Raw genomic sequence first — 18,986 nt, 5'->3', positions numbered from 1 at the left:
CATAAAGCCAGCGTCTGTGGGTTTGTGTATCGTTTGGGTATTTTTTGTTTTGCCTGACGTCACAGCCTCTTCGCTGGTTAATCATAATTAGTGAGCAGAATTCCTAGAAACAAAAATCCAAAGATTTTTTCTATCCCCTAGGCGATCCCTGGCGCTCCTCCCAGTTCGTTTCACTTTCGATTACACGCAACATTTGCGTCATTTTTTGACACTCTTTGGCCGACAAAGAAATAAATCGGACTTCTTTGCCGTACCACTCTGCTTTGTACGTGATTTTACGAATAAACTGATGCCAGTCGCTGACTGAAAAATTCCCTGTAGATCTACAAGTCTCATCGATCAGCCGTTCCAAAAAAATCGTATCGTATTGTTTGACCAGATGAAAGGTTACTTGATCGATGTATTCTTTTTTTTGATCACGATGCGCTCGATATAGCTGAGAAACTTTTCCTTTTTGTTTTTGATAATTACGAGCATGACTAAGCACCATTTTTTTTCGTTTGACAGCTTTTGCTTTCACATTTAGTTTTCGTTCTGCACGGGCCAGCCTTTGTTGAGATTTGATGGCATTGGTACTGATAAAGGGTAACTGTGCATTGGCCTCTACCAACACTTCTGGATGATAAACCAAGGCAATCTTTCGTTGGTTCTTCGGCAAGGGCTGAATTTCTTCGATGCAAAGAATCGAAATATAAAATTCAGTATTGTTTCTTGCAGAAATCGTCGCCGATTTAATCTGACCATTGATTGGCCGATGACGCTTGACTGCAACGAATGATTTCAATTTAGGCAATTTCAACTGATCATCGACCAAGTAGATCGTATGTTGTTGATTGTTTGTCGTATACGATTGCCAAATATTCTTTTTCGTCTTCAGTTTAGGAAAGCCTGCTCGCTTTTGAAAATAGTTGCGAAAAGCCCGTTCCAAATTGCGCTGGGCGTTGGCCAGTGCCAAACTGTCGGTCTCTTTTAAAAAAGGATACTCTTTTTTTAATTTTGCAGGTGTTAGTTTTTCTTTTTCTGCATTTGTAGTAAGTTCTTCCATCTTTGCTTTTAGCAATTGATTATAGGTGAAGCGTACGCAACCAAACGTTTGGATAAAGAACTGCTTTTGTTCCTCTGTAGGATAGATCCGAAATTTGTATGCTTTTAAAACACTCAGTTTCATCTCCTCCTAAACAGGTCTACCCCTTTTTTTGTGCCAATTTTTTCTGATACTGTGCCGCTTCTTCCTTCGTAGCATAAATAAAATGCCCCTCTGCGATTTCTTCCATGGCACGAGGCTTGTCATCTGTTGGTTCGCTGACGTATTTGATGCGCTTCCGTTCTCGTTCATGATCTGGGTCTGGCAGTGGAATCGCCGACAAGAGACTCTCTGTGTACGGATGGACCCCATAATGATAGATTTCATCACTAGAACCTACTTCCAAAAGTTTACCATTATGCATCACACCGATGCGATCGCTGATATGTTTGACCATTGATAGGTCATGGGCAATGAATAGATAAGTCAGCTTATGTTCTTGCTGTAAATCTTGCAGCAAATTGACGATTTGGGCCTGAATCGAAACATCCAGAGCCGAAATCGGTTCATCACAGATGATGAACTTGGGATCTACCGCTAGTGCTCGGGCAATCCCAATCCGTTGCCGCTGTCCTCCGGAAAATTCGTGGGGATAGCGAGTTCCATGACTTGGGTTTAAACCAACAGTTTTCAACAAATCATCTACGCGCTGGTTGCGTTCCTTTTCGTTTTTTGCCAATCCGTTGATATCGATCCCTTCAGCAATGATATCGCGAACTTTCATTCGAGGATTCAATGATGCATACGGATCTTGGAAAACCATTTGTACTTCTCGACGGAAATCAGCTAAATCTTTTTTGCCTTTGATTTTCATGACATCTTGTCCATCAAACAAGATTTCTCCTGCCGTGGGATGATTCAGTCGAATGACCGTTCGACCAGTCGTTGACTTCCCACTACCGGATTCTCCTACTAGTCCAAAGGTTTCTCCTTCATAGATCTGAAAGGAGATATCATCTACAGCCTTGACTTCGTCTTTGCGGCCGACATTAAAATATTGTTTTAAGTTCTTTACTTCAAGCAACACTTTCTCCAATGGGTTCTCCTCCTTTATACAGATGCCTGTCTAGTTTTTTCTTGGAATTTTTTCCAACGAATCAAGATTTCATCCGGAGGGGTAACCTTAGGAGCTTGCGGAGCTAAAAGCCACGTAGCTGCTTTATGGGTCGGTGAAACATCAAAGAATGGTGGTTGCTGTTCGGCATCGATCTGCAAAGCAAACTCATTTCTAGGATAAAAAGCATCCCCAGTCGGCGGATCCAACAAATCTGGTGGTGAGCCAGGAATCGCATAAAGACGATCCCCCGTCCCCTCCAAGGTAGGCATGGAACCTAACAGCCCCCAAGTGTAAGGATGCTGTGGATTATAGAATATTTCTTCTGCTGTTCCCACCTCTACGATTTTGCCGCCATACATGACGGCTACCCGATCTGCCACGTTTGCTACTACTCCTAAATCATGGGTAATAAAAATGATCGATGAATTGATTTTTTGTTGGATATCTTTCAACAACTCAAGGATTTGGGCTTGAATCGTTACATCCAGTGCCGTAGTCGGCTCATCAGCAATCAGGATCTGTGGATAACAGATTAATGCGATGGCAATGACGATCCGTTGCCGTTGTCCCCCTGAAAATTGATGCGGATAATTTTTCAAACGCTTCTCAGCATTCGGAATCCCTACCAGATTCAAAAGATCCAAGGCTTGTCGGAGTCCTTCTTTTTTACTAAGTTTGTTATGTTTCATCAAAGATTCGGCCACTTGTTTGCCGATGGGCATCGTCGGGTCCAGAGAAGTCATGGGATCTTGGAAGATCATCGCAATTTCTTTTCCGCGAATCTTTTGTAGTTCTTTCTCAGATTTCTTGAGAATATCCGTTCCATTGAATAGGATCTCTCCATTATCTATATTGGCGTTACTAGCTAATAATCCCATGATACTGCGGGTAGTTACTGATTTCCCACTACCGGATTCGCCAACGATCGCTAGTGTTTCGCCTTTGTATAGTTCGAAACTGACATCGCGGATCGCTTGGACTTTCCCTGCAAAGGTATCAAAGGAGATCTCTAAATTTTTCACTTCTAACACTTTTTCCATAGCAATCACTCTTTCATTTTCGGATCAAAGGCATCACGGAGTCCGTCAGCAAGTAAGTTGAATCCGATCATAATGACCGACAACGTAACCGCCGGCACCCACATTTGGTAAGGCAAGAATAAAAAGGTCTTGTACCCGTCGCTCAGTAACATCCCTAGCGATGCTGAAGGCGGCTTTAAGCCCAAACCGATAAAGCTTAGAAAAGCCTCGAAGAAAATCGCTGATGGGATACTGAACATCATTTGGACAATAATCACACTCGAAATATTCGGCAAGATATGCTTCATCGCAATCTTCATACGGCTCTCACCTAATGTCGTAGCAGCTAGCACAAACTCTTGATCTTTTAATTTCATTGTTTGCGCGCGAACGATCCGAGCCATTGGAATCCAGTTGGTGATAGCCATCGCAGCTACGATCGAAAAGATTCCTGGTTTGAAGACGACCAGCATCAAAATCATCACCACTAGATTCGGAATCCCAGAAAGGATCTCTAAGAAACGTTGCATGATATTATCCACTCGTCCCCCTAATAAACCGGAAATCAATCCATAGGTCACGCCAAAGATGATATCTAGCAAAGCGGCAATAAAGGCAATCAATAGCGAGATTCTCGTTCCGACAAATAAACGGCTCAACAGATCCCGTCCTAGTCCGTCGGTTCCTAGTAGATAGTAAGTGCCTTCTGGAACATTGGCAGCAGCATATTTATCAACCAATTCACCACCAACCATTGCATACCCATTTAATCCTGGGAGATTGAGTCCGGGAATTTTGGGAGGCAGATTCGTGAACTTCACGTTTTGCGCAGTAGGGTCATGGGGAGAAACAAAGATCGTAATAATCGAGATTGCAATAATGATCAGCAATAGTACGATCGAAAATACAGCTGCTTTGTTTTTCTTCAAACGGCGCCATGAATCTTGGAAAAAGGTCAGCGATGGCGCAGCAATTGCTTCTCGTTCTTCTTTGGTATTTTTTTGTAACGGCTGAAATTTGGCTGCATCAATGGCAGCTACTTGATTGATTGTTTTCTCTTCCATTAGCCACGGCTCCCTTCTGACACACGGATACGCGGATCAACGATACCATACAAAATATCTACCACTAAAATCACAAATACTAACATGGCAGAGTACAAAATCGTGACTGCCATGATTGTTGGATAATCATTTGTCATGATTGATTTTACGAATTGTTCGCCAATCCCCGGAATCGCAAAAATATTCTCAACAACCAATGAACCCGTCATCAATCCAACGGCTAAAGGTCCTAACAAGGTAAGCAGCGGGATCAAACTGTTCCGCAAACCATGCTTGAAGGCGATCTCCCAGCGGCTCAGCCCTTTGGCACGAGCCAACTCAACGTAATCACTGTGGAGCACCTCGACCATCTCGGTTCGAATAAAGCGGGCAGAGTCTGCCAATGGCGACATGGCTAATGCGATCGTTGGCAAAATCGTGCTTGCAAAAGTTTCCCATTTGGCAATTGGCAAGACACCTAATTTGATGGCAAAAATGTATTGCAGCAAAACGGCAAAGACAAAGTTCGGAATCGAACGTCCCAAGATCGCTACTAGCGTTGACGTCGTATCAATCCATGTATTTTGTTTCATAGCGGAGATCGTCCCTAAAATGATACCGAAAAAAGTCCCAAAAATAATTGCCTGCAGCCCCAATTGTAAAGAAGGACCAATCCGACCAGATAATAGATTCGCTACCGGTTGATTTTTGAATTGGAATGAAATCCCAAAGTCGCCTTTAACTAAATTCGTCAAATACAGCCCATATTGAGTAATCATCGGTTTATCTAAACCTGCTTGTTCATTCAATAAGGCAATCTGTTCGGGACTCAGTTTTTCTGCATTGGTATAAGGTGTTCCTGGTAAAAATTGCATTAAGAAAAATGTGATCGTGGCAATCAACCATAAGGTCAATACCATATAGAATATCCGTTTCAATAAATATTTCAAAAAACCGTTCACGCGTCTTCCCCCTAGGTATTTTGACTTCTTATCAATAATTATGTAAATTAAGTAGTACGAATCATTAAAAAGGAGTCAACTTATGCGGATAAAAAAAAGTAGTGGGCTGATCGCCCTCATATGTACCCTTATTTCCATTAGCTGGTTGTTTTTCAAAAAGGAATTGACCCTGTCAACTATCTCGGATGCACTATTTCTTTGGGCTTTATTCTTCTTGATCATCGGCGGTTTTCTTTGGGTCTTTGCCTCTGGCTTTTTTGATCATTTCCAATATTCAATGAAAAAAGCTTTTTCCAAGAATAAAACCGATTACCTTAAACTCTCCGATGTTGGTAAACAAAGCTACGGCTTTTGGCTATGGCCAGGAATTTTTTTACTGCTACTTTCTTTGCTCTTTTTATTAATCAATACTCTTTAATTTAGTAACCTATCGTTTCGTGTCTTTTGTCGACTGCCTTTCTGCTTTAGAAAAAAAAGCCGGCTGAGACTGTATTCAAGAGAAGATTTCCATACGTGACAAATAGTGAAGCACTTGGCATTTTGGAGAAGCAGCAGCTTCTCCATTTTTGTTATGCCTGTTATTCCAGCTATTCATCGATAATCGTCATCTTGTATCCAGTTACTGTCCCAGCCGCTAGGCATTCAAGTGGTTATTCAATCGATGTCCACTTGTAATCGTATTGTGCGCCTGCTGCATGAGCAACGACACCTTTTACATTTGGTGCACGTAAATGAGCTTCTGCTTTTTGGTAAACTGGGATTACTCCTTGTTCACTCATGATTAGTTTTTCCGCATTGACTAAATCTTCCCAACGCTTTTCTGGGTCATTGACGTTAGTCGTACTTGCCGATTTAATCAAGGCATCATACTCTTCATTGCTCCATTGACCACGGTTATATGAGTTGCCAGTCGTGAATAAGTCTGTAAAACTGCTAGCATCTGCATAGTCAGCTCCCCAACCACCCATCAACATATCAAAGTCTCCAGCGTTGGAACGATCCAAACGAACAGAGAATGGTACGGGGCTTAACGTTACTGTCAAACCATCCAATGTTTTTTGCAATGTATCTTGTACATATTCAATGATTTTCTTCGTAGAATCTGTATCAGAGGCTAAGATATCAAATTCAAGAGAATCGATTCCCAATTCTTCTTTAGCTTTTTCCCAATGCTCTTTGGCTTTGGCCTCATCATATTCTAAAACACTGCCTGCTGATTTAGTAAAATCAGTATTGTCGGATGGGCTAAAGGTCATGCCTTCTGGTACTAGACCTGTCGAAGCAATTGAGCCGTCCCCTAAAATCGATGTCACTAAAGCGTCACGATCAATGGCATACGAAATTGCTTTACGTAAATTTTCATTGCGGAATGGTGATTTTTCATCGCGTTGATTGACTTCAAAATAATAGGTCGTTGCTTCTGGTTGAGAGACAAACGCTTCATCATTGGCCATTTGCTGTGCAAGTTCCCCTGTAAGAATGACATCATCAGCTTGACCATCTTGGAACAAGTTCAATGCAGTCGCTGATTCTTTAACAACACTCACATTGATGGTTTCTAATTTCACTGTATCTTTATCCCAATACTGATCATTCTTTTCGTATGCCCATTCGGTATCGGTTCCTGGTCCATCAAATCCGGTAAGAACAAAAGGTCCATTATAAACGGCATTGTCGCTCGTTGCCGCATATTGATCCCCGTGTTCTTCAACAACCGCTTGACTTTGTGGGAAGAAAGATGGGAATGCCAGCAAGTAGTCAAAGTAAGGAGTGGCCTTTTCTAATGTGATCTCTAACTCATGATCGCCAACTGCTTTGATTCCTAATTCAGACGGATCTTTCTCTCCGGCTGTGATAGCTTCCGCATTTTTTACTGGTGCGTACAAGTAGGCATACTCTGAAGCCGTCTCAGGCTTGACTGTTCGTTGCCAACCATAGACATAATCAGCTGCTGTTACAGGTTCGCCATTTGACCATTTTGCGTCATCACGCAATTTGATCTTATAAGTCAATCCATCTTCACTGACTTCTGCTTCTTCTGCTGCTCCAGCTGGCTGCGGTTTGCTGTCAGCGTCTAAGCGGTACAACCCCTCATATACATTATTTAGCGCACTGAAACTGATTGTATCTGTCGCAAGGGACAAATCGGCACTTGGCATTTCTTGTTGAACCACAACATTGAATACCTGTTCCGCATTGCTTTCGCTGCTGGCAGCTGATCCGCTGCTTGAATTATTTGAACCACCTGTGGTACAGCCTGCTAAAACTAAGCCGCACACAGCAACCAATCCATATGTCCATTTATTTTTCATCCTGAACTACTCCTTAATTGATTTAATTTTCAGAATAATCGCTCTTTTCTGAAGTTAGATTAGATTTTAATTAATAATTATTAAAAAAGCAATCTTTTTTTGCAATTTTTAGCATTAAAAAACACGATAAAAGACAATAACTTTGAAGAATTTCTACTAAATATTCCTAGAAAACTAATAAATATGCTACTTTCATCTTCTTCTCATTTTTATTTTAAAGACCATTTTTTCTATTAAAAAAAACAAAAAGAGTTGTGTCATAAGTTACAAAAAACAAGCATATATCCGAACAATCAATGAAAGACACTCACTTTACAGCCGTGTCTTGTCGCTAATCTTGATGATTCTTGCGACCTTCATTTTTGATCATTCGGATATCATTTGTTTTAACTTATGTTCCAACTCTTGACTAGTTTTAAGAAACATCTTAGCCACTATAACTGTCTGTGTCCGTTTTGACAAGCAATGTTCAACTAGAAGACTTAAGAAACTAGCGATTCTCCGCCAGCAGCAACAACTTCGTCTCGCAAAAAGGCAGTCAAACGCTCACCTATTTGTTCATCTGGATGACGGGGATCAACTAAGCTGATCTCTTGCTGCCAGATAGTGTCGCTTTTTTGGAAGGCACTCACAAAGCCGACCAATTGCTCTCCTTCAATAGCTGCAATGACAACTTTGTTCGGCTGCAGTAATTCTTCTGCTGTCCGCTGCTCTTTTTGATAGGTAGACGGATAAATTAGAACGGCTAAGTCGATCAGCTGATCACGTAAAATATAATTCTCTCTATCAAATTCAGTAATGATCATGATTTGCCCCCTTCGCATTTCGCGTGTTCCACTAGATGAATTCTATCAATAAATCGATAAAAAGACGAATAAATGACTTTCCGCGCTTCATACTTGCTCGTTACTTGAAATAAATAAGATCAGACAACATCGGCCTATTCTCGCAAGCAACCTATCCTCTTACAAGTTATATTCCTAGTTGTCTGATCTATCTATCGTTAAATCAATTCGTTTTAATTGACAATCTGTTCGTGCCGCTTAATGAATGGCGCCCCCGATTGCTTTGATGTCTTCTTTTCCTTGATAATCGACAATCGCACCGATTGCCGCTTCCAATCCTTTCGCAATATCTTGTAAGCTCATAGCCGGTTGACCAGGCTTGTCAACAACTTGCTCCGGAATGAATGGGACATGAATGAAGCCCCCTTTAAGCGTTGGGTATTTTGTATCGATCATGTATTGTACTTGATACATGATGTGGTTGCAGACAAATGTACCGGCAGTATTTGAAACAACAGCAGGAATCCCGGCTTCTTTCATCGCAGCTACCATTGCTTTGATCGGCAACTGACTGAAATAAGCAGGTTGACCTTGAGGCTGGATGGCTTCATCTACTGGTTGATTGCCTTCGTTGTCTGGAATACGTGCATCATCGACATTGATCGCCACTCGCTCAGGTGAAATAGCAAAACGTCCGCCTGCTTGTCCAATATTCAAAACAACATCAGGTTGGATCTCTTCAATTTTAGCTTGTACAACTTCAGCTGATTTGCCGAAAACAGTAGGAATCTCTAATTTAACTATCTTTGCTCCGTTGATTTCTTCTGGTAATAATTTAACAGCTTCCAACGCTGGGTTGATTGCTTCTCCGCCAAATGGATCAAATCCTGTGACTAAACATTTCATATTGATCATCCTTTCTATTCCTTTTTACCACTAAAATGCCCAAAAGTACATCAATCCGATATGGATCACAATTAGCAGCACGGCAATCGGTGCTTGGGTTTTGATTACTGCATTCGAATTTTTCATCTCGAGTAATGCGACGGGTAATGCATTGAAATTGGCTGCCATCGGTGTCAACAATGTTCCGCAAAAACCGGCAGTCATCGCCAGTGCTCCTGCTACAACGGGATCTCCCCCTTGAGCGATTACGAATGGGACACCGATTCCGGCAGTAATGACAGTAAATGCCGCAAAGCCATTTCCCATGATCATTGTAAATAAAACCATGCCTAAACAATAGGCAATCACACCAATCAAACGATTGCCTTCGGGTACTACACCTGAAATACCATGGGAGATCACTTCTCCAACACCAGCCGCATTAAAAATCACGCCTAGAGCCGCTAGTAATTGTGGCAAGATACCAGCAGTACCGACTTGTTGGAACATACGATCGGAATCATCCAGCACTGTTTTTGGTTTAGCAGAGGTCAATACCATTGCTAAAATCAACGCCAAAACAGAAGCGATCCCGATCCCAACTTGTCCGCCTAAAGGTGTGTAGGAAATCGCAACTGCGATGACTGCTAGCGAGATACAAGGGATAAAAATCTTACTGCCGATTTTTTCGGCGGCTTGTTCTGCTTTTTGTTCATCGACATCCACGATTTTACCAATTCGAACTTGCTTGAAGAACGTCAATACGCCCATACAAATAATGATGATCCCATCAATGATGTAAGGAATAAAGTTTCCGAAAGCAAAAACGATACCAAGTAAAAGCCAAAATGTTGCTGTACCCAGTCGTGTTGGATGGGTCGCATCTTTGAAAACTCGAACAGCAGTCATGATTGACAAGAGACCGATCAAAATATAAAAGAATTCTAAAATATTATTGATGATTGCTTCCATTTACTTTTCCTCCTTTTCGCCATATTTTTTAGACAATTTGCGATCGAAAGCCAGATTTGAAAGGGTAGCAATGACTAAAACGATCAGCGCGATAGGGATTGAAGCCTGTGCAATTGCACTGGCGGCTACGTCATAACCCAATGATTTTAACGTTCCAGTGATCAATAAAACACCCGAAGCCGCCACAAACGTATTTTGGGCAAAAAAGTTCCCGTAGTTCTCATTAGCTGCCGCCCGAGCTTTGATTTTTTCCTGATCTGCTTCTTCTAGTTCGCCATACTTGTTCTCCGCTGCGGCTTGCGCCATTGGGTTTACGATTGGACGAATAAATTGCGTGTGTCCTTGGATCCGAATCGAGAAGAAACCTGCTAGTTCTCGAATAAACAAATACAAACTTAAAAACTTGCCTGGGGTCAATCCTTTGATTTTTTCAATCAAAACAACGGCCTGTTGTTTCAATCCAAAGCGTTCTGAGATTCCTACCATTGGTAGTGTGAGTAGGAATAAGGTCACGAGACGATTGTCTACAAATGCCTTTCCTAACATTGATAAGAAATCAGTAAAATCTATCCCCGAAACTAATGCGGTTGCTAATCCTGCGATCAGAACAACGGCGATCGTGTCGAGTTTCAGCAAAAAGCCGACAAGAATTACCAAAATACCAATCAATTTGATCCATTCCATGGAATCATCCTTTCATCATGTGTGTTATTTTTATTTCTATCAATTCTTATAGTATAGACGATTTTTCAAGCCATGAGTATCGGAATTTTGAAAAAATCCAGAGAAATCGCTTTCCTTTGTTGTTATCCAAAACAGTTCTTTTCTGAAATAAAAAAATCAGCAAAAGCAGGAACCGCACCCGTCTTTGTCTTAGATCTGGCCTTTTTCAGCGGTCTGTCAACAAAGAGTGCCGTTCACCTACTTTTCTGATTTTGAAAAAACGGTCTTCTGTACCGTTTTTTGATAAAAGTCTGTTCAATGAGCGACTTTCCCGCCTTCATGGTCAGACTTGATTTGTTTCTAGGCAGTGACTTGCTTTTTCATCTGTTTGCTGCGCAACTGACCGCAAGCTGCATCGATATCCGTCCCATGTTCTTTACGAATCACACAATTGATACCATTTTTCTTCAAGATGTCATAAAATGCTAAAACATCTTCTTTCTTACTGCGAGCATACTGATCATGTTCACTGACAGGGTTGTAAGGAATCAAGTTCACATAAGAAAGCTTGCGTTTATTCTTGAGCAATTCGACCAATTGCCGCGCATGCTCTGGTCGATCATTGACATGATCCAGCATGATGTATTCAAACGTGATTCGCCGATTGGTTTTTTCCAAATAGTAGTCAATAGCTTCCATTAGTTTTTCAATCGGGAAACTGCGGTTGATCCGCATCATCGAAGTTCGTACTTCATTATTTGGAGCATGGAGTGAAATCGCAAGGTTCACTTGTAAGCCATTTTCAGCAAACTCTTTGATTTTATGAGCTAAACCACTGGTTGAAACAGTGATATGGCGCGCACCAATCGCTAGCCCTTTCGGATCATTGATAATCTGCAGAAACTGCATGACATTCTCGTAATTGTCAAAAGGCTCGCCGATTCCCATCACCACCACATGGGAGACACGTTCTCCAGCATTCAATTCATCGAAATAATGTTGCACCAGCATGATCTGAGCGACAATTTCTCCAGCAGTTAGGTCTCGTTGTTTTTTTAGCAGACCGCTCGCACAAAATGTACAGCCGATATTACAGCCGACTTGTGTCGTCACACAGACTGACATACCATATTCCTGACGCATTAAGACGGTCTCAATCATATGATTATCGGGTAACTGGAACAAATATTTGACTGTGCCGTCGCTGGCTTCTTGTAAGACGATTTGTTTCAAAGGATTGATCACAAACGATTCATTTAACTTAGTTACCAATGATTTAGGCAAATTGGTCATTTCTTCAAATGTCGCTACTCGTTTCTCATATAACCATTCCCACACTTGATTCGTGCGGAATTTCTTTTCTTCTTGCTCAGTCATCCACAAAGATAAGGACTCTTTGGTTAATCCATAAATTGAAGGTTTCACATTGCTTCCTCTTTTCAAAATAGTCGCTACATACTATAACTGAATTTTGCGTATAAAGCAACTCATCTCCGAGGCTTGTTGAAAGCAGAACTACGAATGCAACACTCTGATCTCAGAATATAAAAAAAGATAAAAGACTGAACGATCTTGTTCTAGACACTGGGCTCTTTTTCCTAATTTATCGTTTCTGCTAAAATTTTCCCTGCTAATGCAAAAAACTTTCCTCACGTATCACATATAGTGATGGAAAGTTTTTTTGTATTCACGTATTGAATTCAATGACTTTGCCATCTTTCGCGACTAATTCGCCACGTTGCGGTGGGCTTGTGTGCAGGTAAAGCTGCAATGGCATCTCCAATGTCAATGTCTTTTCTCCTTGCTGAAAGACACCATAGTAACTTGCTTTTTCCTGATCTTCATATGTATGGCTCAATAAATAATACCCTTTTTCAACGTCTTCTTGTTTCTTTTTAGTTTCCCGTAAAAAGCGCCGCAAGTGTTGATAAGTATAAAATAAAAATAGTATCAGTGTTGCCGCTAATAACAAATATCCTAGCATCATGAATGAATCGACGACGTGGAATAAGCCGTCTCGACTCCCACACTGATCATTAATGCCGCATCGACTTCACACATGATTGATTCATCTAGATGACAAACCTTCTCCTTTAGTCGACTTTTGTCGATTGTCCGAATCTGCTCCATCAAGATCACTGAATCTTTACCGATCCCTGTACAAGTCGCTGAGATCCCAATATGGGTCGGCAGTTTTGGCTTAGCCATTTTAGCCGTGATCGCGGCAATGATCACCGTTGGACTAAAATGATTGCCTAAATCATTTTGAATCACTAATACTGGCCGAATCCCTCCTTGCTCCGATCCAACGACCGGTGACAGATCGGCAAAATAAATGTCTCCCCTTTTTACCATAGGACCACCCTAACTTTTATATTCTCGCGGCACCCTTGCAGAAAGCGTGCATGCCACTTCATAATGAATCGTCTCTAATTGTTCCGCTACTTTTTGCATAGTGATGCACTGTCCGTTATCTTCGCCGATCAATGTGACTTTTGTTCCCGCAGGAAATGACCGGGGTAAACGGATCATCAGCTGATCCATACATACACGACCAACGATTTCACAATACTCACCAGCTACCAATAAAGAAAATCCTTGCATTTTTCGCAACCAGCCGTCCGCATAACCAATCGGTACCGTACCGATCCATTCTGCTTGCGGCGTGATATATGTTTCACCATAGCCAATTCCGGCTCCTTTTTCAAGTAATTTCACTTGGACCAATTCAGAAACAAGAGACAAGGCTGGTTTCAATGGATATGTTTCTGGCAATGTCGTTCCTGAAGGATTCAATCCATACATCGCAATGCCATAGCGAACCATGTTCCCTACGGCTTCTGCATGCCACAAAGCAGTAGCACTATTGCCGGCATGGACATACCTTGGCAATTCAGGCAGACATGCCAATGCGGTTTGAAACCGTTGATTTTGTTCTTGCCAATACGTATCATCTGCTTGATCGGCTGTCGCAAAATGGGTGAAAATCCCTTCCCATGTGAACAAAGACTGCTCTTGGAGCCATTTGACAGCCGAGAGTAACTCTTCATTAGAAATAAAGCCAATTCGCCCCATTCCTGTATCAACTTTCAAATGGACCTTCAGCGGATTGGTGACAGGATTTTTTTGCAAGAAAGCAGCCGCTTCTTGCAACCACTCGTTCGTGCTTACTGGAAATGAAAGATTGTAGTAGCTCAGTAAACCGATATCTGCCACAGAAACGATCCCCAACACCAATATTGGTTCACTGAATCCAGCTTCCCGCAACTCGATACCTTCATCGACTGTCGCAACACAAAAACCGGAAGCGCCCCCTTCTAGAGCTGCTGTTGCTGTCTCAATAGCCCCATGTCCGTAGCCATTTGCTTTGACCACAGCAAATAAATCCGTTGCCTTTGGCAAACGCGCCACTTCATTTTCAACATTTTCTTTGATTGCCTCTAAATTTATAATGGCTTTCGTTGGTCTATGGATTGAAACGACCATTCCACTTTCCTTCTTTCTCTAGTGATTCCCTTAACGAATCGCTATCTCTGGCATTATTCATTCTCCAACAAGATTTGCGCAAAGGCAGTCTCATTGGTATGAGTGATACTGACAAACGTCTGATGTAGAGGGTGAGGTGCCTTTGTAACAACGGGCGCTCCAGCCTCGTTGGTCAGAACTTCGATATCTTGAAAAGACAATTTCCCAATTCCTGTTCCCCAAGCTTTCGAAAAAGCTTCTTTACAAGCATACCGTCCCCCAAGAAATTCAATCTGCCTTTTTTTTGGCAGCTTGAAAAACAGTTCAGATTCCTTCTCAGTTAAAATACGCTGAATAAATTGCGGTTTGTTTTCAATCAATTCTTTGATGCGGGCTAATTCTACTGCATCGATCCCGATACCTTTGATCATTTTCTATCCTTTTCTGTTCAGCAAGAACCTTTATTCCATGACTGTTCATTACGATTTTATATCTATCTATTAAATACATCAGCTGCATTTATTTTAGTTTCATTCTACCAAAAAAAAAGGGAATTACCACTCAAAACTAAAGGGTTTAATGGATGGTTAAGAAATTTTTGAGAGGCTCGTTCTCCAGTTTTCCTTGACTATACCGTCTTTTCTCAAAAAGGGCAAAAAAAATATCCGAACAATGATCGATCACGCCAAGTGGCCTCTTGGTCAGTGGCACACATTGGCAGGTTGATCGAAAAAAGTTCAGATAATTTTGTGTCGAAAAAGGTGCTGAAAGCGACCTCTAAGGACTAGTCTTGATTGTTGCGGATAACGAAGCCGCGTTTTTTGTCATTGCTGCGACGGTTATTTTTGCGAGCGCCGTCTTTGCTGTAATTTCCTCGAGCTTTGCCGCTGCGGTTGCCGCCGTTGTCTTTACGGTTGCGGTTGTTGTTGTTGTTGCTGCGACGACCATTTTTATTGAAAGATTTCTTTCCTTGCGGTAATGGTCTTTCTGGTGTGATCTTCACAGGGACAAGATCAGATGGATCTTTCGCGATTGTTTTAAGAAGCAAAGCAGCCAAGTCTTGTGCTGAGTAGCGTTCCAATAAATCATCTGCAGCTTGGAGGTATTTATCCAACCCGTTTTCATCCATTTTCACTTCTACTTGTTCAATTGCTGCACCTAATTGCCCCTTAAAAGCTTCTTTTTCGGTTGGTGGACGCATTGGTGACATCCGTTTTTTAGTTAGATTTTCAATAACATGCAAATAACTCATTTCGTTTGGTGTAACGAAAGTTACGGAGATTCCGCCTTTACCTGCACGGCCCGTCCGTCCGATACGGTGAACATAACTCTCTGGATCTTGAGGAATATCATAGTTGTAGACGTGAGTCACACCAGAAATATCTAATCCTCGAGCTGCAACGTCTGTAGCAACCAAAATATCTAAATGACCGCTCTTGAATGATCGTAATACGCTCATTCGTTTTTGTTGAGACAAGTCTCCATGGATCCCTTCCGCTTTGTAGCCTCGAGCTTCTAGTCCTCGTGCCAATTCATCGACACGACGTTTTGTCCGACCAAAAACGATCGTCAACTCAGGTGTTTGTACATCCAACAAACGAGTCATAATATCGAATTTTTCATAGTCTTTTGAACGAACATAATATTGATCGATCAAATCAGCCGTCATTTCTTTCGCCTTGATTTGAACATGTTCAGGGTTTTTCATGAATTTTACGCCAATGCTCTTGATTGCAGGAGGCATTGTTGCTGAAAATAGTAAGGTTTGACGTTCTTCAGGTACTTGGCTGATGATCTTCTCGATATCTTCCAAGAAGCCCATGTTCAACATTTCGTCTGCTTCATCCAAAACAAGTGTTTCCACTGTACCAAGTTTCAATGTGTGGCGGTTGATATGGTCTAACATACGTCCTGGTGTACCGACAACGATATGGGGACGATCTTTTAGTTGACGGATTTGACGACCAATATCCGCACCACCGTAAACCGCTTGAACCCGGATTTTTTTGTCTTTTCCTAAACGATATAGTTCTTCTTGGGTTTGGATCGCTAATTCCCGAGTAGGTGCAATCACTAATCCTTGTAGTTGGTGATTTGCTGGGTCGATTTTTTCCAACATTGGCAAGCCGAATGCTGCTGTTTTTCCGGTACCGGTCTGTGCTTGACCGATGACATCTCTTCCTTGCAACGCAAGGGGAATTGTTGCTTCTTGGATTGGTGTTGCTTCTTCAAAGCCGGCACGCTCAACAGAAGTCAATAATTCGTTTGATAATTCTAGATCTTTAAATTTCAAATGGATCCTCCTAATTTGGTCATCATCATGATGCCTGTTTTCTTTAATCGAAGCGTACTTTCTTCAGAAACACAAGAGCAGTCCCATCTCTTATCTTTCTCTTGTTACCGAAAAACCGCTTCACGAAGGCATTATAAAAGGCTAAAACAAATCTTTCTGTCTCAGCCATCATTTTATCTCAAAACGTCAATGTTTATTTACAGTAATCATTCTGTGCTTCATCTTTCGGCATTAAATAAGTATAGCACAGAATGAAAATTTCAGCAAGATTTCACGCTTACTTGTATGTGTCTGAATTTTAGTTGAGTGCTTATCTGATAAGAATTTTAGAAGTTTTTTAGAGGATTTTGAAGAAATTCGTTTTCATTTTATTGCACAAAAAATAAAATTAAATAGTTTTATAACCTATTGTTATTACGAGTGTACCTCTTTTTTAGAAAATTGCAATAGTTTTGTTTGATTTTTTTGCATATAATTTCTAAATTCTTTTTATTTCATTATTTTTCGGATTTGATCCACCCGAATATGAGTTAAATCTTTTTCTTCTCTTCCCTTTTTTAATTGTACTCTTGGGCGATCTAGTAATTCAAATTGGGCGTACTCTTCCCGCCACTTACCAAAAAAGAGTTCTCTTAACTGATCTTCCTTCACATCTACAATCATCCTTCCCATTGTCTCACCCCCTAATGCAGACCAATACATCCCTTTTTTCTTCATACGATTGGCAATCTTTGATTGCTGCGACTCCATAATCCCAATTCCATCACTAGAAAAACCATGGGTTTTAGGTGATTGGGTATACACAAAATCACGCAAAAATTTCTTGCTAAATTGTTCAAATCGAACCATTTCTTCCTCCGTCTCGACGATTGATTCAATCGTCTCTAACACCAAACGAGCTTCTTGCTTATTATGTGTAGCGATTGCCTGAAAGAAACGTTCTTGCAGTGTCGGAGGATAGCCCTTAAAAAAGTCCTTAATTCGTTCATTCAAATGATAGCGATCCCAAAAATGAAGATGCTTGCCAGAAAATCCAGCAACAAGTTCTTTGAAAACATACGGAGTATACCCCTTTCCCATATCAGAATTTGTAATCACCACCGTTTCCTCCCCTAATTCATAGTGATTATAGATATAATCCACAACTTCTTCCCGTGCTTTTTTATTACTCATTGATACAATCTCATGTTTATCTATTAATTGTTTTCGATTACGATATTCTTCCTCACAACCTCGATGGATTACAAAATGAGCCAACTCAGCAGTCTGTTCCCCTTGACGATTCGTTTTAATCCGAATCCCATCCCCTTCAATGTATAAGACCGGCACTTTTTGACGTTGATTCATTTGGTTCTCCTCATAATAACGATAGACTTCTCGTTCTTGATAATACTGTCCTGCAAGCTGTACAGCCTTGCTAACCGTATCCTTTGTGATATAAATACCTTTCAAAAGGTGAAACGTTCTGACGACTTCACGATAAGGCATTTTTGTCGCTAGTTCTGCCACTTGCAACAATAATTCCATCGAAAAACGAGTATATTTGGGTAACCCTAATACTTCATCTACTGGATATCGATACTCATGATTCCGTCGATAACATTTTCGAGAAAAAGTAATTTCACCAAAGGTGAAAATCACTGTCCGTTGAGCTGTTTTCACATATTTCCACCCTTGTGCTTGAACTTCCATCCCTACTTTTCGTTCAATCGCATGGAGCTTTTCTAGAAACCGTTCCATCGCTTTTTCCTGGTATTCTCGTTCGAAATCTAATTCGTTAAACATAGGCAAATTCCTTTACTGTATTTCTTTTTTCTTCCAGTATAGGAATCCTGCATTTTTTCACCAAATCTTTTTTTGTTCTGCCCAATCATCCGAAAAGTTTTTTAAAGACTTATTATAAAAAGAGCTATTCATTAAAAATAGTTGGCTTTGGATAATCCTAACCAATAAAATTCTTTTCCATCTTCTCCAAATAGAAAAGTCTCTAAAGGATCTTTTAGAGACTTTTGGTTGCTACCCATCTTTCTTGTTCTTACCGTTTTATGCGTCATAATCGATCTAATGGAAACAATTTCTCAAATCAAGAAAACCACTTATTATAAGTCAAACAAAAATAAGCAGCAATAAAAAGACTCTATTTCCAAGATATTTTACTGGAAATAGAGCCTTTTTTATTGATTTATTCCTTTTCTTAGAAACAACAAAGTAACCCATCAACATGATTTACCTTGTTGTTTTATCCATTGTAAGGGTTCTGTTGCAAAGTTTTAAATCTACTATCAAATAAGGTAGAATAATAGAAAAAGATAGCAGGAGGAATGACGATGAATCCTTTTAAAGGAAAGCAATTTCAGCAGGATGTGATTATTGTAGCCGTGGGCTACTATCTTCGTTATAACCTTAGCTATCGTGAAGTTCAAGAAATCTTATATGATCGTGGCAT

General features: G+C 40.8%; 18 protein-coding genes and 1 pseudogene. 2 read left to right on the top strand and 17 right to left on the bottom strand.

All coding sequences use genetic code 11. The features are described 5' to 3' along the window. Nucleotides 1-130: 130 nt before the first annotated feature. Genes ACTFWY_RS11185 through opp3b form a run of 5 tightly spaced genes read right to left on the bottom strand, consistent with a single transcriptional unit; the run spans nucleotide 131 to nucleotide 5,165 of the window. Entirely contained in the window at nucleotides 131-1,168 is a 1,038-nt protein-coding gene (locus ACTFWY_RS11185; RefSeq protein WP_003128583.1) for an RNA-guided endonuclease TnpB family protein, read from the bottom strand. A gap of 16 nt (nucleotides 1,169-1,184) precedes the next feature. Then, entirely contained in the window at nucleotides 1,185-2,120 is a 936-nt protein-coding gene (locus tag ACTFWY_RS11180) for an ABC transporter ATP-binding protein (protein WP_003128581.1), read from the bottom strand. A 14-nt stretch (nucleotides 2,121-2,134) separates the two neighbouring features. Beyond that, nucleotides 2,135-3,187, bottom strand: a complete 1,053-nt coding sequence (locus ACTFWY_RS11175) for an ABC transporter ATP-binding protein (RefSeq protein ID WP_029487296.1) — start codon at nucleotides 3,185-3,187, stop codon at nucleotides 2,135-2,137. Further along, complete coding sequence (opp3C, locus tag ACTFWY_RS11170; protein ID WP_003128579.1) at nucleotides 3,187-4,224, bottom strand: oligopeptide ABC transporter permease; 1,038 nt, start codon at nucleotides 4,222-4,224, stop codon at nucleotides 3,187-3,189. The genes ACTFWY_RS11175 and opp3C overlap by 1 nt, the downstream gene beginning before the upstream one ends. Next, complete coding sequence (gene opp3b / locus ACTFWY_RS11165; protein WP_003128578.1) at nucleotides 4,224-5,165, bottom strand: oligopeptide ABC transporter permease; 942 nt, start codon at nucleotides 5,163-5,165, stop codon at nucleotides 4,224-4,226. Before opp3b ends, opp3C begins: the two co-directional genes overlap by 1 nt. A gap of 82 nt (nucleotides 5,166-5,247) precedes the next feature. Here opp3b and ACTFWY_RS11160 point away from each other — a divergent pair, with 82 nt between their 5' ends. Then, entirely contained in the window at nucleotides 5,248-5,583 is a 336-nt protein-coding gene (locus tag ACTFWY_RS11160) for a DUF3899 domain-containing protein (protein WP_003128577.1), read from the top strand. Between the two features lie 232 nt (nucleotides 5,584-5,815). Here ACTFWY_RS11160 and ACTFWY_RS11155 read toward each other — a convergent pair whose 3' ends face one another. The 12 genes from ACTFWY_RS11155 to ACTFWY_RS11100 form a co-directional block, all read right to left on the bottom strand. Beyond that, nucleotides 5,816-7,477, bottom strand: coding sequence for a peptide ABC transporter substrate-binding protein (locus ACTFWY_RS11155; RefSeq protein ID WP_103300328.1), 1,662 nt, complete (start codon nucleotides 7,475-7,477; stop codon nucleotides 5,816-5,818). A 482-nt stretch (nucleotides 7,478-7,959) separates the two neighbouring features. Then, nucleotides 7,960-8,283, bottom strand: coding sequence for a hypothetical protein (locus tag ACTFWY_RS11150; protein WP_021149088.1), 324 nt, complete (start codon nucleotides 8,281-8,283; stop codon nucleotides 7,960-7,962). A gap of 237 nt (nucleotides 8,284-8,520) precedes the next feature. After that, the gene (gene pcp, locus ACTFWY_RS11145; RefSeq protein ID WP_081131449.1) at nucleotides 8,521-9,168 is read right to left on the bottom strand and encodes a pyroglutamyl-peptidase I; all 648 of its coding nucleotides are present in this window, start codon (nucleotides 9,166-9,168) and stop codon (nucleotides 8,521-8,523) included. A gap of 30 nt (nucleotides 9,169-9,198) precedes the next feature. Next, nucleotides 9,199-10,119 carry a DUF979 domain-containing protein gene (locus ACTFWY_RS11140; protein ID WP_257602576.1) on the bottom strand — a complete coding sequence of 307 codons (921 nt, stop codon included), beginning with the start codon at nucleotides 10,117-10,119 and terminating at the stop codon, nucleotides 9,199-9,201. Then, nucleotides 10,120-10,803: a DUF969 domain-containing protein gene (locus tag ACTFWY_RS11135; RefSeq protein ID WP_103300327.1), complete on the bottom strand. Its 684-nt coding sequence runs from the start codon at nucleotides 10,801-10,803 to the stop codon at nucleotides 10,120-10,122. Between the two features lie 339 nt (nucleotides 10,804-11,142). Then, nucleotides 11,143-12,207, bottom strand: a complete 1,065-nt coding sequence (gene rlmN / locus ACTFWY_RS11130) for a 23S rRNA (adenine(2503)-C(2))-methyltransferase RlmN (RefSeq protein ID WP_005472777.1) — start codon at nucleotides 12,205-12,207, stop codon at nucleotides 11,143-11,145. A gap of 262 nt (nucleotides 12,208-12,469) precedes the next feature. Beyond that, complete coding sequence (locus ACTFWY_RS11125) at nucleotides 12,470-12,769, bottom strand: hypothetical protein (RefSeq protein ID WP_081131396.1); 300 nt, start codon at nucleotides 12,767-12,769, stop codon at nucleotides 12,470-12,472. Next, nucleotides 12,766-13,137 (bottom strand): type II toxin-antitoxin system PemK/MazF family toxin, encoded by a 372-nt coding sequence (locus tag ACTFWY_RS11120; RefSeq protein ID WP_003128565.1) that lies wholly within the window; start codon nucleotides 13,135-13,137, stop codon nucleotides 12,766-12,768. The genes ACTFWY_RS11125 and ACTFWY_RS11120 overlap by 4 nt, the downstream gene beginning before the upstream one ends. 9 nt (nucleotides 13,138-13,146) lie before the next feature. Further along, nucleotides 13,147-14,268, bottom strand: a complete 1,122-nt coding sequence (gene alr, locus ACTFWY_RS11115) for an alanine racemase (protein ID WP_311828205.1) — start codon at nucleotides 14,266-14,268, stop codon at nucleotides 13,147-13,149. A gap of 53 nt (nucleotides 14,269-14,321) precedes the next feature. Beyond that, complete coding sequence (gene acpS, locus ACTFWY_RS11110) at nucleotides 14,322-14,678, bottom strand: holo-ACP synthase (protein ID WP_003128562.1); 357 nt, start codon at nucleotides 14,676-14,678, stop codon at nucleotides 14,322-14,324. 353 nt (nucleotides 14,679-15,031) lie between these two features. Continuing rightward, nucleotides 15,032-16,540: a degradosome RNA helicase CshA gene (gene cshA / locus ACTFWY_RS11105; protein WP_138371472.1), complete on the bottom strand. Its 1,509-nt coding sequence runs from the start codon at nucleotides 16,538-16,540 to the stop codon at nucleotides 15,032-15,034. 489 nt (nucleotides 16,541-17,029) lie between these two features. Further along, a complete protein-coding gene (locus tag ACTFWY_RS11100) occupies nucleotides 17,030-18,325 on the bottom strand; it encodes an ISLre2 family transposase (protein ID WP_154731701.1) in 1,296 nt (431 codons plus the stop codon). Between the two features lie 542 nt (nucleotides 18,326-18,867). On the opposite strand from ACTFWY_RS11100, the pseudogene ACTFWY_RS11095 reads away from it, so the two are divergent. After that, nucleotides 18,868-18,986 (top strand): annotated as a pseudogene (locus ACTFWY_RS11095) (IS6 family transposase); the annotation flags it as partial.

The organism is Enterococcus sp. 125944, assembly GCF_051909435.1.
In the GTDB taxonomy this organism is placed as follows: domain Bacteria; phylum Bacillota; class Bacilli; order Lactobacillales; family Enterococcaceae; genus Enterococcus_D; species Enterococcus_D gallinarum.
This window is presented reverse-complemented; position numbering and strand designations above follow the sequence as displayed.